The 15,452-nt window shown below is 60.7% G+C and carries 16 protein-coding genes; 12 read left to right on the top strand and 4 right to left on the bottom strand.

All coding sequences use genetic code 11. The annotated features are described in order from the left end of the window. Positions 1-160 precede the first annotated feature (160 nt). From ASG84_RS16635 to ASG84_RS16605, 7 genes are all read left to right on the top strand, one after another. Positions 161-601 (top strand): hypothetical protein, encoded by a 441-nt coding sequence (locus ASG84_RS16635; protein WP_156399566.1) that lies wholly within the window; start codon positions 161-163, stop codon positions 599-601. Continuing rightward, entirely contained in the window at positions 598-849 is a 252-nt protein-coding gene (locus ASG84_RS16630) for a hypothetical protein (protein ID WP_156399565.1), read from the top strand. Before ASG84_RS16635 ends, ASG84_RS16630 begins: the two co-directional genes overlap by 4 nt. A 69-nt stretch (positions 850-918) precedes the next feature. Continuing rightward, positions 919-2,085 (top strand): hypothetical protein, encoded by a 1,167-nt coding sequence (locus ASG84_RS16625; RefSeq protein ID WP_156399564.1) that lies wholly within the window; start codon positions 919-921, stop codon positions 2,083-2,085. 85 nt (positions 2,086-2,170) lie between these two features. Beyond that, entirely contained in the window at positions 2,171-3,352 is a 1,182-nt protein-coding gene (locus ASG84_RS16620; RefSeq protein ID WP_057478153.1) for an MFS transporter, read from the top strand. Further along, positions 3,345-4,082, top strand: coding sequence for a hypothetical protein (locus ASG84_RS16615; protein ID WP_156399563.1), 738 nt, complete (start codon positions 3,345-3,347; stop codon positions 4,080-4,082). Before ASG84_RS16620 ends, ASG84_RS16615 begins: the two co-directional genes overlap by 8 nt. Then, positions 4,079-4,915 (top strand): class I SAM-dependent methyltransferase, encoded by an 837-nt coding sequence (locus ASG84_RS16610; protein ID WP_156399562.1) that lies wholly within the window; start codon positions 4,079-4,081, stop codon positions 4,913-4,915. The genes ASG84_RS16615 and ASG84_RS16610 overlap by 4 nt, the downstream gene beginning before the upstream one ends. Before the next feature lie 332 nt (positions 4,916-5,247). Beyond that, positions 5,248-6,102, top strand: coding sequence for a hypothetical protein (locus ASG84_RS16605; protein WP_057478150.1), 855 nt, complete (start codon positions 5,248-5,250; stop codon positions 6,100-6,102). Between the two features lie 95 nt (positions 6,103-6,197). Here ASG84_RS16605 and ASG84_RS27035 read toward each other — a convergent pair whose 3' ends face one another. Together ASG84_RS27035 and ASG84_RS16595 are read right to left on the bottom strand one after the other, a co-directional pair. Next, the gene (locus ASG84_RS27035) at positions 6,198-7,442 is read right to left on the bottom strand and encodes a DUF2087 domain-containing protein (RefSeq protein ID WP_162248353.1); all 1,245 of its coding nucleotides are present in this window, start codon (positions 7,440-7,442) and stop codon (positions 6,198-6,200) included. A 227-nt stretch (positions 7,443-7,669) separates the two neighbouring features. Continuing rightward, a complete protein-coding gene (locus ASG84_RS16595; protein WP_057478148.1) occupies positions 7,670-8,032 on the bottom strand; it encodes a hypothetical protein in 363 nt (120 codons plus the stop codon). A 566-nt stretch (positions 8,033-8,598) separates the two neighbouring features. On the opposite strand from ASG84_RS16595, the gene ASG84_RS16590 reads away from it, so the two are divergent. Genes ASG84_RS16590 through ASG84_RS16580 form a run of 3 tightly spaced genes read left to right on the top strand, consistent with a single transcriptional unit; the run spans position 8,599 to position 11,201 of the window. Continuing rightward, on the top strand, positions 8,599-9,384 hold the full coding sequence (locus ASG84_RS16590) for a hypothetical protein (RefSeq protein WP_156399561.1): 786 nt from the start codon (positions 8,599-8,601) through the stop codon (positions 9,382-9,384). Continuing rightward, positions 9,371-10,099 carry a hypothetical protein gene (locus ASG84_RS16585; protein ID WP_057478146.1) on the top strand — a complete coding sequence of 243 codons (729 nt, stop codon included), beginning with the start codon at positions 9,371-9,373 and terminating at the stop codon, positions 10,097-10,099. Before ASG84_RS16590 ends, ASG84_RS16585 begins: the two co-directional genes overlap by 14 nt. A gap of 37 nt (positions 10,100-10,136) precedes the next feature. Further along, a complete protein-coding gene (locus ASG84_RS16580; protein ID WP_156399560.1) occupies positions 10,137-11,201 on the top strand; it encodes a hypothetical protein in 1,065 nt (354 codons plus the stop codon). A 364-nt stretch (positions 11,202-11,565) separates the two neighbouring features. On the opposite strand, the gene ASG84_RS16575 is transcribed toward ASG84_RS16580, so the two are convergent. Then, positions 11,566-12,729 carry a tyrosine-type recombinase/integrase gene (locus tag ASG84_RS16575; protein ID WP_235581697.1) on the bottom strand — a complete coding sequence of 388 codons (1,164 nt, stop codon included), beginning with the start codon at positions 12,727-12,729 and terminating at the stop codon, positions 11,566-11,568. 31 nt (positions 12,730-12,760) lie between these two features. After that, positions 12,761-13,399 (bottom strand): helix-turn-helix domain-containing protein, encoded by a 639-nt coding sequence (locus ASG84_RS16570; protein ID WP_057478143.1) that lies wholly within the window; start codon positions 13,397-13,399, stop codon positions 12,761-12,763. A gap of 139 nt (positions 13,400-13,538) precedes the next feature. Here ASG84_RS16570 and ASG84_RS16565 point away from each other — a divergent pair, with 139 nt between their 5' ends. Next, a complete protein-coding gene (locus tag ASG84_RS16565) occupies positions 13,539-13,736 on the top strand; it encodes an excisionase family DNA-binding protein (RefSeq protein WP_032368532.1) in 198 nt (65 codons plus the stop codon). Between the two features lie 1,170 nt (positions 13,737-14,906). Continuing rightward, positions 14,907-15,452, top strand: a 546-nt coding sequence (locus tag ASG84_RS16555; RefSeq protein ID WP_057478141.1) for a ParA family protein, incomplete at its 3' end; no start/stop codon positions are given.

Below are 15,452 nucleotides of genomic sequence, written 5' to 3'. Positions count from 1 at the left end.
GACGGTGTGGCGTCACCTGATCTAACGGTCGACCGTCTATCGTCGCCGATTCTCAGCACCCCTACCGACGTGGCCGCCTACAGAATCTCTGCGCTACCCCTACCTTCCTCTGGCCTCAGGTTCCGCCGCAGATTCGACCCATCAGATGGGGTGGGTCGAGGTGGCCTATATTTTCGATATGTTCTGGACGACGCAGCAAGGTCCGCGCTACGGCTTTGACCTGCGCGCTCCTGACGTAGAACGTTGGACCCGATGCATCGTCGAGGTCGTCTGTCCAGAATGCGACAACATCGTCGGGCGTGCTTTTGACGGTGTCGACGGCGTCGATCTTTACTGCTGGAACTCAGCAGACTCGCCCAGCGACCCTGACAGTCGGAGCGTGGGCTGGGCGCTCTTCACACGCATCACGAGCAGCCATCCCGAAGACGACGCAGATTCCGGCCCGATGCCGTGTTGGCGCGGACACGGTGGCCTCCATTTCGACGCGCACAGTTGTCGAAGTGCGATCGAAGCACTCTTGAGCTCAGACGTTCAGGACGATCTCACTTGCGAGATTCCGAACGTCCGGTATGTTGGTCGAGAGGTTCACGACAAACGATGAGTGACACGAGAAGAGTCATGTCGATCCAATTCGCCGATGATGCCACCGCACCTCAGGCAGCGAAGGTCGCGTTCGCCGATGATGCCACCGCACCTCAGGCAGCGAAGGTCGCGTTCGCCGATGATGTCACCGCACCTCAGGCAGCGAAGGTCGCGTTCGCCGACGACGCCACCGCACCCCAGGCAGCGAAGGTCGCGTTCGCCGACGACGCCACCGCACCCCAGGCAGCGAAGGTCGCATTCGCATAACATCGGCCGGCTGAGGTGGTGTCATCCCTTAGGGGATGGTGCCACCTCTGCTTTTTGATAGGGGAGTTCGTGGACGCTGAAGCATTTTGGGCCGTTCTACGGGACCGATGGGATAAAGCGCCGTTGGAGGTGCAGGCATCACCTGTTGGTGTCGAGACGGCCGAAGCTGACATTTGGCAGGCGATCGTTTGCGCCGCAGCTGGTGGACCCGCGATGGGTGTCTCTGTGACGGCGTCGTTGGAAGGATCCGAGACTACTGAGACGCCGGATTGGCTTCTGCCCGCGGCTTCCGATGGTGGCCTGGATGAATATCTACGCCGCGTCGACGAGCGCGCCGCGGGTCGTTGGTGGTCATGTGCCTTTTCCGGACTACAGCGCGTGTCAGTCCCATTGTGGGATCGTGCGGCCGAACTCGCTTCCCACGTCGAAGACCACCTCGGTGTGGTCCCGATCGGTCGAACAGACGTGGATGTGTTTATCGGCAGGTATAAATCGACCAAAGCTGGGATCCATCAGGACTTCGCTCACAATTTGAGTCTCACTTTGCGAGGGCCGAAGCGGTTGGTGACCTGGCCGCCGGACTGCGCTGATCTCCTTCCCGCCCGATCGGCCGAATACGAGCATCTCCTTGACAAGGCAGTTGTTTTGAACGGTAAGCCAGGCGGGGTCACCTACCTCCCGCCGGACGAGTTTCACATCGGCGAATCACCAGACGCAGCAACAATCGCATTGAACGTTGTGTTCTTCGAGGTCACACGTGACCCATTGGAGGAAGCTCTAATGCCTGTGCGGTCGCTCCTCAATCCAGTCGCACCGATTCGGGGGCGGGGGGACGGCTCCACGATGAACCCTGCCGCTGTTCTCAGCGCCTTCGATCAGATCGAAAAGATGCTCGCTGACCGAAGTGCACATCGAATCTCGGTGGCGCGTTGGCTTAGATCGTCGACGTCCGCCAGATTGGACGCCGCACGACCACTCACGTCGACCACCTCAGCCCTACCTTCCCGCGTGCGACTGCGTTCTGGAGCTCGATTGCTGTACACCAGCGATCCGAGCAATTCTTCGATGCTCCTCTATTCGTGCGACGTAAACGTCGCCGCTGCAGCGCAGACTCCTTTCATCGAAACTCTTCTCAACGACCTAGCAACGGGATCGATCGTGGAACCCCCACCCGAAGACGAGGGCACGCAGGTTCTCGGCACACTTCACGAATGGGGCGGGGTCGAGAGTGCCTGATAGCCAGATACCAAAGACCTCGATATCTGCGCGACCAGGAACTTCGATCGCTGCGGTACTTTTCGCGACGGGTCTTGTCTTCGCGGTGTTCGTTGCGACGATCGGCGACGAAGTAACTGTCGTGGCGACGACGCTCACGTTGGCTCTCGAGACCTCTTCTGTGGCAGGCGTGTCCAGTCTCATGATCGCTGTAACCGTGCCATCGATCGTCCTGGCACCGTGGATCGGCCGTTTTGTCGATAAACATCCGACACGGGTGTCGATCACAGCTTCAGTAGCTGCCGCTGGCGTCGTAGTCCTGGTTCTCGGCGCTGTCGAGCCATTCTGGATGGTAATCGCGCTCGTAGGCACTTTGGGTGTCGCGGCCGCCGTGGTGAGCACCGCGTTGATCGCTGCCGTACCTCGCCTGGTCGAAGGCACTCGGTGGTCAATAGCCCGGGCCAACGCGGCGCTCGAAGTGATACGAAGCAGCAGCTTTCTGGTAGCGCCACCATTGGCCGCGCTCTTGATATCGACGTTGAGCTACCGCGTCGCTCTCGCATGTATGTCCGCCGCCTACATCGCCGCCGCTGTGATGTTCATGTTGTCGCTGCGTTCTCCAAATACTCACGCGCACGGCGAGGCCACTGCAGACGACGGAGCCGAGCAGGAAACCCCTCACCTGCTGGTCGGGTTCAAGACTCTCTTCTCCCAGCCGGAGGTACTTGTGCCGTTGGCTGCCGTGGTGTTGGCTGTTGCCGGATCTGCAGTCTTCGACGTGCTGTTGGTGTTTTTTGTCGTCGAAGATTTGAATTTAGGTGCCGCGGGTTACGGAACATTGTTGACGATGTGGAGCATCGGCCTTCTTGTCGGGCCGTTCGTGACACGAGCACTTCCCCAGGGTGACCGCGTCGCGGACTCGACCATGCTCGCTGTCGCATTCGCGATAGTCCACGTTGCCAGTTTCGGCATCGCAGCAGCCTTGGCGACGCCCTGGTTCACCTATATGGCGTTCATCGTCGGTGGAGCGGGCAATGCACTGCAGAATATTTACATGCGTTCGGCGGTACTGGTGGCTTCCCCGCGGCCAGTGGTCGGATCGGTTGCCGCCGCCTACCTTGCGGTACTACAAACAGGAAGCGTGGCGGGTCTGATGGTGGCCGGCTTCCTCCCCGCTACGGGAGCTCGCGCCGGTCTGATCACTGCTTCCACATTCAGTGCAGTCAGTGCATTGCTAGCCCTGGGGTATGTGTTACGAAATCGTCAGAAAGCCCACGTCGATGCCTGAACGCGATCCATTCATGCCGGCGTACGCACCGTTCAGTGGTGCTCGCACCCCAGACCTATGGAAATTTCTGTGGTTGCCGCCAAGCGACACGGCCGTCACAAGTTATGGTCACTCGGACCTCGCTCCAGCGCAGGACTTATCCACTGAGCCCCTGCTCGCACTGCACCTCGATACGGTTATTCGGATGTCGGGTCGTGCTTTGACCTCCCCTGCAGGGCCGTCTCTGCAGTACAGAACCCCGCAGATGTGTGTGATGGGTGTGTTCATGCCTGCCACGAACACGGTCGTCGAACTAGCTCCCGATATTGGCGAGGTGATGTTCACCGGGTGTCGCGTGGCGGGTGTCGTAGCAAAATGGGCGGAGATCGACCACCATTCGATGCCAGGATCGGTGCATGCAGTGCTTCGGACAATGGCGGCGGCGGAAATGGTCGACATCGTCGACGACGGCCGAGCCGCCAGTGACCTGCAGTCGATCCCTGCAGAACCTACCGATCTGCTGATGTGGCAGTCCGGTGCCGTGTTCGAGTATGTAGAACCGGACTCCGATGAACTCCGGTTGTTCTGTTTTGCCACCGGTGACCGTCTCAGACTGTCTGCCGGGGCGGCGGCGATATGGAGGAGTGTGGACGGATCAACCGTGGCGACGATCGATGTCCGGAACGACGCTTTTCTGCAGCGGCTACTCGCCGGAGGTTTTATTCACATGGAACGCGGTGACGTTGGGTGAACTTGACTGACCACGAACGGGCGCAGGCGCTACGCACAGGGATGGGCACGGAAAACGTGGGTTCGGTGTTGGAAGCCCTGGTGAAGATGACACGTCCCACCCAGCTCCTCGAAATCGGAGCGGGCTACACGACCTTGTGCATGCTGTCCGCGCTTTCGGACGTCGCCGCCGAACTACATCGCGACGCACAGATAGTGCAAGGCCAGATCGACGACCCCGAACGCCAATCTCTGCTCATTCCACGCGTCGCGCTCACCCCGTATCACCCGTCGTTGACCGTTTTCGAGGATTTCTCGGTTCAACCGTCGGCCGCGGATCGAGTGGTCGATATCGCGCAGGCCAAAGGGTGGGACGCGTATCTGAACTTCGTAAGCGAGAATTTCTTCGACGATGGGCCCCGCATCCTGGCGGATTTGACGGCGGCCGTCGACGTTGCCTGGCTCGATGCGGGTGATCCGATTGAAGACATCCGGTTCGTCAATACCCTCCTGCCGTATATGGCGTCCGATTCCTGGATCCTCATGCACGAGCCAACTCTCACGATCCCTGTGCAGCTCGCCGACGGCACAACGGCAGTTCGCCCGGTTACGGTGCCTGTGGTCAGGCAACTGATCAGGTCCACATACGACCAAGATGACGGTTCGCGCATCGAGTTCGTGGTGATGCCCGAGGTACACAAGGTTCGCCAAGGTGGGCTACTGGTCATCCACAAGCTCTCCGGTCCAGAAGTATTGCAACCTGTATTCGATTCCATGGACTCGGAAGTCAAAGCACTCCAGCGTCTCCTTCGCACCCAAGACACCGGTGACGATCTCTCCACACTGAAGTTTTGAAGCAACCCACCGAAACATATGAGAATGACAATAAACGGAAACATGTGGCATGACAGACTTCTCCTGTCCGCAGAGCTCCCGACCACGCCTGTCGTCGTGCTCAATACCCAGTTAGCGCATGCCAACATCGAGCGCTGGCAGTCGCAAGTGACCCAGGCAGGCAAGCAAACCCGCCCACACTTCAAGGGCCACAAGACCGTAGCTCTGGCCGAGCGCCAGCTGGAACTGGGTGCACCCGGCTTCGAAGTGTCACGAGTCCGCGAGATTCAGATGATGATGGATCCGGACTGGACACTGACTTCGTCCTGTCATGGATCCACTACAAGCCACGTGTGTGGGACGAGATCGCCCGACTCAACTCGGACGGGCACACCGTGTTCGCCGACGTGGACAGCATCGAGCTGCTGCGCGGATACGAAGCAGCCGCAGCGAAATTCGGCACAAGCGTGACGCTTCGCGTCCAAGTCGACTCGGGGCTCCGTGGGTGCCGGCCCATTGACGCCGCCGCGCTGTGTGCAGCAGCGCTGACTTCGCCGCACCTGAGACTGTGGGGTCTGACCGCGTATCGGAGTCTGTACGCCCGCGACGAAACTCGGAACTGGACACCGTTCGATGTCATTGGCCGGCAAGAAGGCCGACTACTCGCAGACCTGCGTGACTCCATCGAGTCTCGGCTCGGTTGCCATCACCTCGGAGTCTTGACGGGTAGTACCGCGATCGCGCAGGGTTCCATGGCAGCCGATGGAGTCGACGAAGTAGCCGGTGCGAGCTACGTCCTCAACGATTGGGGCCTGGCGCAGCTGGGATTGTGCGAAACATCCGACATCGCTGTCGGAGTCGCGGCAACAGTTGTAGCAGTCGAGGACAACACTGTGACCATTGATGCCGGATCGGCCACTTTCGGACGGTGGGACCCTTATCCGGGAATCGAACAGCCGGTCAGCGCAGCCACTCCGGATGGTCTGATCACCTTCACGGCGACAGGCCCTTGCCATTCAATGTCGCTACCGGTCGAAGCACGCCGTGTGCCGCAAGTGGGCGAACGGATCTTCGTCTACCCCGGACATGTGTCGGAACTGGTCAACGTACCCGGATCGTTTCTCGCCTACGACGACACCAGCGGCGAATGCTCCGAGTGGACCCGGTTGAGCAGTGGGTACTACTCACTCGATGACGACATCATCTGACAACACACCACTTTGGGTCGGTCACGGATCTCGCTGCACGACACACAAGCCTGTTTTGCATCATGACAGCACGCGTTACGCCTGAGCTGTGTGCCTCACTGAGCACGCCTGTATCGGCCCTCGCTTCGCACCAAGTATCCGCGGTCCACGAGCTCGCGCCGGAGCGTGGCGAAGTCTTCGTCGACAGTCAGGCATAGTTCGTTCACGTGGTGCTCTCCAACCCACTCATCTGGGTCAAGCTGATTTGCGATCGCTGCCAGAACGGTGTGCTGACCTCGAATACGTTTCGCACGGTGGGGTGCGGGTGGGATAGAGGTCGTCAGCTCGAGGAACTGAGACCAGAAGGTATCCGAAGTATCTAGATTCTTACCGTCGTCGACCAATGCCCCCGCCTCGAAAAGCTTTGCCAGACTTTTGGCAATGGCTCGCCGCGAGTAACCGAGCTCCTCCTCGAGATCATCGATCGAGTTGCATCGGCCCCCCACTGCGAAAAGAACCGAACGAGTTTGTGCGTCCGAAAGAAGACGCAAGATGCGTGCAGCTTTGTCGTCGAGCCGATCCGGGGTGTGAAATCCGAGATTGGCGAACCGTACAGGGGGACCGCCGCGAGCAACCAGTTCGTCGGTGAAGTTACCCGGGTCAGACGTCGTCTCACCGTGGGACATTTTACGGATCAGTCCGACTCCACCCCTGGGGCTACCGTCAACAGGACCCAACAGCAGCACTTGAGATCGCTCTGGATGAGAGTGCTGCACAGCCGTCCAGAACGTGTCCCGGATGGCTGCCGGCTCGCTCCCAGTCGCCGCTGCTGATTCACCCGTCTTTCCCGCCGTTGGCGGACGGAGGTATGCGATCACACCGCCTTCGGCGATTCGCGGCCACAACAGTCGCAAAATTCGCGAATGATCCACGACGGTGCCCGCTCCCACATACGCGAGGTCGATGGGTCCGAGGCGTGTCAGATGCGCAGGATCAAGGTCGTACAGTGTCGAACCTATTCGTCGGATGCGGTCGCCGCAGCCTGGCTCGAACGCTTCACCGGGTTTGTCGAAGCCTGGATGGGAGTGCCGAGGGTCGATACTGTAAAAAGATCGGCCTTCAGGATGCTGCAGCCCTTCTTGTGGTGCTGTCTGCGGTTGCGCTGGCGGGGACAAAACCAGTTCGTGCACCGCAGCCGCGAACCGAACGGTGCTTTCACTCCAACCCAGTTCGACCGTTACGTGAGGCCTCAATGCCACTACCAGCCCAACAAGGATCGCCGTAACGCCTCCCGGGTCATCCATATGCGACGGACGGGAAGTACTGCCCGATGCCCCGGAGTCGCTCGCCGTGCTGCTCATTGGATCCACCATATCGCCGGACGCGACGGACCCCCCTGGGCAACGACAGGGTAGAACGCAAGATTGCGCAGCGCCGGCCCGACAAGAGCTATATCGATGTGGCGAACGTCCGAGTTCGAATCCAACGATCTCGAAGCGGATTGATCCCGACATACAGCAACTTAATGCCATCCTTGCATTGTCAACTCCGATTGCATGGGGCGAAACATGCACCACACCAGTCGTTCTCAGAAGAACGCCAGCTGTGCCTCGTCCAAGCGATCACGACCGGACCGTGCCCTGCGCGTTCGTACCACCGGCGTTTGCAGGGGCGATGGGGGAGCGAAGTCGACCATCCCGAGGCCGGCACCTGCGCGTCGCACTAATTCCGTTCGAACCCGCGAGCGTTCGCGGGCTCGAACCCGGCCGTTCGCCGTCTCGCGGTTGTTCCACTCCAATTCCCATCCCGCCGACCCGGGCCTCGGCGAAGCCAACGCCCGGTCGGTCAACCGATCGAGAAGTTGATCAAGCCTGTCGATCAGGACGTCGGCAAGCTCGTCGAGCACACGATCGGGCACCGATTCCACTCCGACGGGCTCGTTCTCGCTCACACGCGGCACTATAGAACCAGACACCGACACCGACGTAAATCCAGCATGAGGGTTCCTTCTAGGAATCGTTCGACGCTTGACATCCTCGCGCGCATCGTAGAAGCAGAGCTACCAGTAACCGCGCAGGCGAAACTCCAGTGGCCTTGCGGTAGCTGATTGAGACGGATGCTGCTTCACGCTGAAACTGACGGCTACGAATCTCAGGCGTGAATTCTTCTTCGCCGAACCTAGCCAAGTACGAGAGGTGTTGGCTCGAAAGGTGGGTAACCTGTTGGAGTACACAGAGGAACCCGAAGCAACACAATACTTTCTGAGTCGCGGTAGCTGGCCGACTAGCGTTCTGTCGCAGCCGGAATTGTGATCAAGGCATGGCTGGGGTCTGGTGGAACTAGCGCCGACAACGCTGTGCTGGTGCGCCCTTAGTACATGACGTTTCGTTCGTCGAGGCTGCACATGCACTGCTTGTCGTTGTGCTCGGAAGTCCGGGCGTGTTTACTGGTGCCTGGTGATCTCGCGCCCGTCGGCTTCGTTCGGCGGCCCCCTAGTGCGCGGGCTTCAATATGTGGTTGCAGGAAGTCGAGGGTCGAACCCTCGAACGTTTCGTTTACGACGGTGTGTCACTGGCCGATGCAGATGCGATGCGCCGATTACCGCCGTTCCACCGAGATCTGTTCGACAACTTCGTCTTCACCGCGTCGGCGGTGGCGGTGGGGGAGAGCGACTGGAGCAGATTTCCCATTGCGTGTATGGGCTATATGTCTGCTGTCCACGGTGACCTGGCGTTGGTGCCGCCGCTCATCCCGCCCGACACCGCGGCCGTGGTGACGGGGGTGCTCTCCCGATTCACACGGTTCAGATCCGGTGACAAGCGCGTCGCGGACGGGTCGCGCATCAACCAGGAACAGTATCGACTTGCCGAGGAGTTGTTCTTCGATCTAGGTGCTGATTGTGGAGACGGCGTATGCGCGGCGGGCGCGCGGGCGCAGAGCAGGATGTTGTCGGCGCGCATCGCAGACGGGTTCGTGCACCCGGCGATTGGGGCGCACCTGTGGAGTGATGTCCCCGCCGCACCGATGGCGCAACCGAACAGCGGCCCCGAGATCACCGTGCTCGAATCCGTACGGACACTCATCGCGACGTGGCGCGACTTCCCGACCGAACGTCCACGTACCGAACGCGACATACTCACCGCCGCAAGGTGTGTGGGCTGGTCGGGGGTCGAAGCACCGATGGCTGCCGGGGGCTCCGACGGGTGGTACGTACGCTCACCCGAGGGGGCGGGCACCGTCGGGGCCGAGGGTACTCGTTCTGGTGATCATGCCTCGGTCGATGCGGACGATGGCCCGGTATGAGGCCGGCGTCGTACTCGGTGATCGTGCTGTGACGCCGAACCGTCTGGGCTCCGGTACCGGCCGGGGAGGCTTCATCGCTCTTGTTGGTCAACTCGTCGATGCGATCGACCGGCAGGATCGGTGGGCTGTGGCGCGCCGTGCGACAGGTCCTCTGCTGGACGAGTTGTTGTCCGGGCAGTGCGACGAATACTTCGGGGTGCCTACCACTTCGAGGGAGTGCCTCGGTCTCGACAATGCGCCGGTTGTGCTGGTCGACGACGGTCTGGCGATCGTCACTGCGCCTGTGATGCGGCGGCACGTCGGTGTGGTGGGCGCTGTGTCGGCGCTGCTGGTGCAGGCCGGGGGCGGTGATGGCCCGTGGTTGGTGGTGTCGTTGACGCAGGACACGCTGTTGGACAGTGCGTTTCGGAGGCGGGTTCAGCACGAGGCGTTCGAGATCGACGCTGACCTCGAGATCATCGCTGCCCATGGTCCTCTCGATGCTCGCGCATCATCTATCGACTGGGACGACGGCTCGGTGATCCTGCGGCAGAGCGACACCGGTGTGACGACCGTTGCCGATGCGCGCGCCGAGGCCGCGACGTGGCCGCGGGGGAGTTGGCACTGGCTCGCCGACGACGCGGTCACTGTGACCGGGTTGTATCTGCGTGGGTGCTACCCGGAACTGGTGCGTGAGTTCCCGCACCGCCGCGCCGGAGGTCGACGCCATGACTGACGGGATTCGTCCGAACGATCCGTCTAGCCTGCGGGCGGTGATCGCTCCGGGCGATCTGACCGCCTCGCAGATCGAAGATGTTCGCATGGTTGCGCAATTCGTGCGGCGCAGCCATCCCGTCGTGATCACCAGACTGCGCAATCGCATTGAGCTGTTGGTGACCTCTCGAGGCCGTTCCGATGACCGCCTGGGCCCGCACGAGCGGCTCCAGGGACCAGCATCACGGGACGAGACGATCCGCGTCGTCGTCGCGTGCAGTTTTCATCCGTACACCGACGATCTCGGCACCTTCCCACCCGAGACCGGTCCGGTCTTCGTACGGGTGCGTGTTGCCGGTCGACGACTACCGCCGACGGAACCTCCGCTGCGGACGATCGGTCCTCCGGACGCACCGATTCCGGTGACCGAAGCAGAGGGGTGGGTCCGTGCCGCGCTCGGTGATCGGTGGGCCGACTACGCCTACGAATACGGTGACGGCCGAGAGCCGACTGCGTCTGCGGCGGCGTTCAGGTTCGGGGTGATCCTCGACCGCACCGCCGCGCCGATGCTCGCGCCCGATAACTTCGACTGGTCTCGGATCGACGGCCCGACCGAGAACGGCGTTCGCAAACTCGCGGCCAGTGCGGGCAATGCGGTGCTGCAACAATATCTCTCGGAATTCGGTCCGTACGCGGCCACCTCCCGTTATCTCGACCCCAGCACGACTCCCGACGGTAGATGGCGAGTCCGTGTCGACAGCCGCAACGCCGACCCCGGCACCCTCGATACGTTCACTGCTCTCGCGAACAGGCTCCGTATCCGCGGTGTGGTGGACACCCGCTTCGTGCCGCTCTCGCTCGACCTCGAGGGCAGGACTGCAAATCTGGTCTACCAGCTCACCGGCAGCCCCGCTCTCTACGACGCCCACGTACCCATTCCGACCGAACCGGAACTGCGCGTACCGCCGACTGACCGAACGTGGGGCGAGCAGTACGGATACTACCCGCCGGTCATTCCCCTCACGGCCGAGCAATGGGCGTCCGGACTGTGCGCATTTTGGACCGAGATGGTCGCCTACGGACGTATCGGTGACGTACGTGCTCCTTGGGCCGGGCGGGGGTAGTGTCGACGCAAATTTCCGTCAAGGTTCCTTGACGGTGCGGAAACTGCCGTTTACAGCTCGATAAGAACGGCACTTGCCCGATCCTCCGGGCTATGTCGTCGCCTCACTGCTCCAAACTTAGACGCGCCTGACCTGCATTTATGCAACGCGCACCGCGAACGGGTAGCGATTCGATCAACATCTCCGCCTGCGTCTGGGCACCCCCAAGGTGTGGTCTTGCGGATCGTTCGGTCTCCCGGACGGATCGGTGATCATCTTCAGGTCTGCCGCCCAGGAAAGGACCCTTGCTCTGAGGCGGCAGTGCTCTGCTGGCGCTTTTGCGATGGCGTTGGATCTTCGATGTCGTTTGACGAGAGATTGTCCATCACTGGAGATCGCTACTTTTGCGTCCTGACATTGCTGCTGAGAGATGCGTCGCCGCTAGGAGAAGCGCCGGGTTCTGACTATGGGTGTACGTCTTCATAGTGAAGGATGCGTCGGTGTGGCCCAGCCAAGCTGAAATGACGGCAATGGGAACGCCCTCGAGGTGCATCAGCGTCGCGCAGGTGTGGCGAGCGTCGTGAAAGCGTATCTTCCGTACTCCCGCTTTGACGGTCATCCGACCCCATGCAGCCGAGACGAGGTCGGGGCGAATTGGGCGGCCGAGTTCGTCCGACACCACGTATTCGCCCGACTCGTAAGCTTCGCCTGCCAGATGGCGTTCGACTTTCTGCCTCTTTCGGGCAGATGTCAGTGCGGAAACCAGCTCCTCGGTGAGAGGTAGTACCCGTTCTGAGAAGTCCGTTTTAGGTGGGTTCTCAACGACTCGCCCGCCGACCATGACGCGGTTGTTCACAATCGACACTGTCCCGGACTCGAAATCAATGTCCTTCCAGCGCAACCCGCAAACTTCGCCCCGCCGCAAGCCAGAGAGTGCGAGGTGCCACGTATGTTGCATGCGATCACCAGTGGTGTAAGCAAAAATCTGTTGGACTTCGCTGGCAGTGTAGGTATCCATGGTTCGACGTTCACGCGGAAGGCGGTCGACCAGGGTGGCTACGTTGCGCGCTATGTGGCCCTGCTTTTGTTCACTCTCGAGCACAAGAGACAGGACAGTGAGCATCAGATTGACGGAACGCGGACCCCACGGCCTCGAACGTTTCCCGTTCTCCCGTACGAAGTCGCCGGCGCGCAGCTTTGCGATGAGTTTGACGATATGATGCTTTGTCAAAGCCTGGACCTTCAGGTGCCCATACTCTTGAGCGACTGGTTTGATGATGTCTCGGTACCCAGCGAGAGTCGATTCACGAAGGCCGTGGCGGGCTGTCAAATTGGCGTCGATAGCTTCTCGGAGGGTGACGTCGGTCCGCGGAACGAAAGCTCCTTGGTCGACGGCAACTTGAGTTTCCGACAGCGCAAGACGCGCTTCTTTTTCCGTGCGGAAGCGTCGTCGAATCTGCCGCCGGTTACCGGTGTTCGGATCGACGCCGGCGTTGACGGTCACTTGATACCGGACGACCTTCTGCTTGGTCGCCCGATCCAGAACCATCACCTTTTTGATTCCGGCCGGAAGGCGGTTCCTAGCTGTACTCATCGGGTTCGCTCGCGGTGTCCATGTCCAAGTCCGTCATCTCACGAAATAGCTCCTCCGAACGTCTTCGCGCATCCTCGTAAGCCATCTGCATAGTCTCGATGTGCTCTGCAGACTCTTTCTTGGACAAGCCATTTCGCAGCTGAACCCGCGCACGGCGCATCGAGTGCAGTGCTTGAAGCCACTCACGCGTGATGCCAACCCGGTCGTTCTTTGGGTCGAACTGCTCACGAGCCCATACCTCGACGGGTTCCTGGCTCTCAGAGTCGGCCCAACCATTCGACGGTTTCATCAGGCCAGCCTCGCCGCTGAACCAGCGAAGCGCGTCGTGTGACTCTTGATCAAGGCCGGGGAGTACTTCGACTGAACCTTTTGGAAGGTCGGGGAATACGAGTTGCACTGGTGACACCCCAAGAGCCGCTGCGAGAACCAATAGTTCGGCCACGTCGATGCTCTTCTTTCTCCCAGTCTCCAGGTCGGCTACCACTGAACGGGAGATGCCGTAGCCGATGTCGAATGTCCGGTCGGCAAGTTTCGCTGCTGAAAGCCCAGAGTGGTCCTTGCCTCGGAGTCGCCGAACTTCACCGGCGACGCGGGCTACTAGCCGTTCAGCCCAATCCTGTGTCATAAGAACGCAGTCTAGCCGATTTTCCGTATGTGTTGTGGCAACGCTACGGAATTGCTACGTTGTGGTGGAACCACATGGATGGGACTCGATCGAGTGCGCGATTGTGGCTTCGTCACACAGAATGCGGAAAGGAAACACCATGTCTCGACGGTTGTATTCGGTCCAGGAAGCGATGGCTCGGACGGGTCTCGGACGCTCCAACCTGTTCAACAAGCTTGCGGCCGGTGAGATTCGCAGCGTCAAGGTCGGTAAGCGCCGTCTGATTCCCGACACGGCCATTGACGAATACATCGTCGGACTGGAGGAGGCGGCACGCGTCAGCTCGGGCGTTGCCTGACATGCCTCTCACCGCAGACCCGTACGAACTAGAGACGCCCCCGGCGAGTTCCGGTGTTACGAGCACCGGTGCCGAGGGCGTCCTCGAAATCCCCACCTTGCAGGAAGGAGTTTCTCCCACGGATGCTAATCGGTCCTGACGCGCCTCACAAGGCGTTTTGCCGCACTCATGCCCGCGCTCTGCTTCGAGATGTTGTCGACGCAAAGCGGGGATGAGTGGAGGCTGGATTCACCCATGTCTCGGTGAATCCATCTGCGTACGAACTGTTTACAGGATTCTCTGCGTCACGCCATACCCCAGGTTGGGTCCAGCGTGTCGTTGAAGTCCGCCCGCAGTTGCTGTCGCAGCGTCGTTTTCTGGCAGAGCCCGACGTAACACCAGCCTGCCGCCGGCCTGTGCACCCTTTGTAAATCCTCGGAGACCGGCCCCGAGGCACCACCGGCTCGACTGATCATCGAACGGGTGGCGATACCGATTAGCCGCGCGCCCATCGAGGCGCGGGGCTATCGGGCGTGGAGCGGACAACGCGGGTGCGGAAATTGGCTCAGGGGCCATGGGGGGTCCGGAGGGAATGAACGAAGTCCCTTGTCTTTCATACGTCACCACTATGGAGGTACCAGTTGAGTTCTCGACCCATCTGCAATGCTGACATCACTGAGTTGCCTGGCATGGCGAACCGTCATTCAGACCTCGATTTTTCAATCCTTGCCGCGCTCTTGCTCGTATCCGTTGTGGACGCAAAATTCTCGAAGATGCAACCAGGGCAAAACACTTGGTTCCTTGGACACGAGCGCATCAGCCCGCCGGTGCAGGCCGCTCCCGCTAGCGGTTCGGCGGCGTTGCCCGCCAGTCCCATACCTGAATTACCCGCAAAGAGTGCCTCAGATGACTCGCGGGCGACGGATGTCATACGTCCTGCGGTGGTTTCACCTCCCACACACACAAGGGATGTCACTCACACCCGGGATGTATTGGTAGTAAACGCTTCTCATACCACTGTGGCATGCCTTTCGCCTTTGGGGCGCGACTCGCGAATCGAGCCCCTTCCTTGCGATACATCCAACACTTCTACGGGGCACGACACATCCCTCGGTTCCAAGGCGTGCATGACATCCCATTTCCGCTATACCCCCAGTTCGTCCCATTCATCCATGGAAAGTGAGACCCACGATGCCCGCTGACATCTTTGCGTTCTGCAACCAGAAGGGCGGAGTGGGTAAGACCACCACCGTCTTTCACCTCGCCTACGCCGTTGCCCAAGACGGGAAGCGAGCACTCGTTGTCGACGTGGATCCGCAGGGCAACGCCAGCACAGTCCTGACCAGGACCGAGCTAGAGAGCGACGATGTCGGTGTTGCCGACGTACTCGCCGAGTTGTCGAACGCGACCATCGCCGATGCTGTCGTCCCCACCATCTGGCCTGGCGTAGACCTCCTACCCACATCGCCGGGGAACGAGTCCCTGGCCTATGTCCGAGATCAATTGGTCGTCGCCGGTGCCGGCCGAGAACGGCGGCTTCGCGACGCAATCGACGTCGTACGAGGCGTGTACGACGTGATCCTCATCGATTGCCCACCTAGCCTCGATCTGCTCACTATCAACGCCCTTGTTGCAGCGCGCGCCGCCGTCGTCGTGACTCAGTCCGCGCTGTTCTCAGCCAATGGACTCGCGCGATTGCTGCGCACCATCGATGCAGTCAAGCGCAGCTACAACCCG

The sequence above is a fragment of the Rhodococcus sp. Leaf278 genome (assembly GCF_001426085.1).
Lineage (GTDB): Bacteria > Actinomycetota > Actinomycetes > Mycobacteriales > Mycobacteriaceae > Rhodococcoides.
This window is presented reverse-complemented; position numbering and strand designations above follow the sequence as displayed.

Coding starts and splice junctions, on each gene's coding strand:
- ASG84_RS16630 (WP_156399565.1), top strand. CDS start 598: ATGAGTGACACGAGAAGAGTCATGTCGATCCAATTCGCCGATGATGCC.
- ASG84_RS16615 (WP_156399563.1), top strand. CDS start 3,345: ATGCCTGAACGCGATCCATTCATGCCGGCGTACGCACCGTTCAGTGGT.
- ASG84_RS27035 (WP_162248353.1), bottom strand. CDS start 7,442: ATGAGCAGCACGGCGAGCGACTCCGGGGCATCGGGCAGTACTTCCCGT.
- ASG84_RS16585 (WP_057478146.1), top strand. CDS start 9,371: ATGGCCCGGTATGAGGCCGGCGTCGTACTCGGTGATCGTGCTGTGACG.
- ASG84_RS16575 (WP_235581697.1), bottom strand. CDS start 12,729: ATGGTTCTGGATCGGGCGACCAAGCAGAAGGTCGTCCGGTATCAAGTG.
- ASG84_RS16570 (WP_057478143.1), bottom strand. CDS start 13,399: ATGACACAGGATTGGGCTGAACGGCTAGTAGCCCGCGTCGCCGGTGAA.
- ASG84_RS16565 (WP_032368532.1), top strand. CDS start 13,539: ATGTCTCGACGGTTGTATTCGGTCCAGGAAGCGATGGCTCGGACGGGT.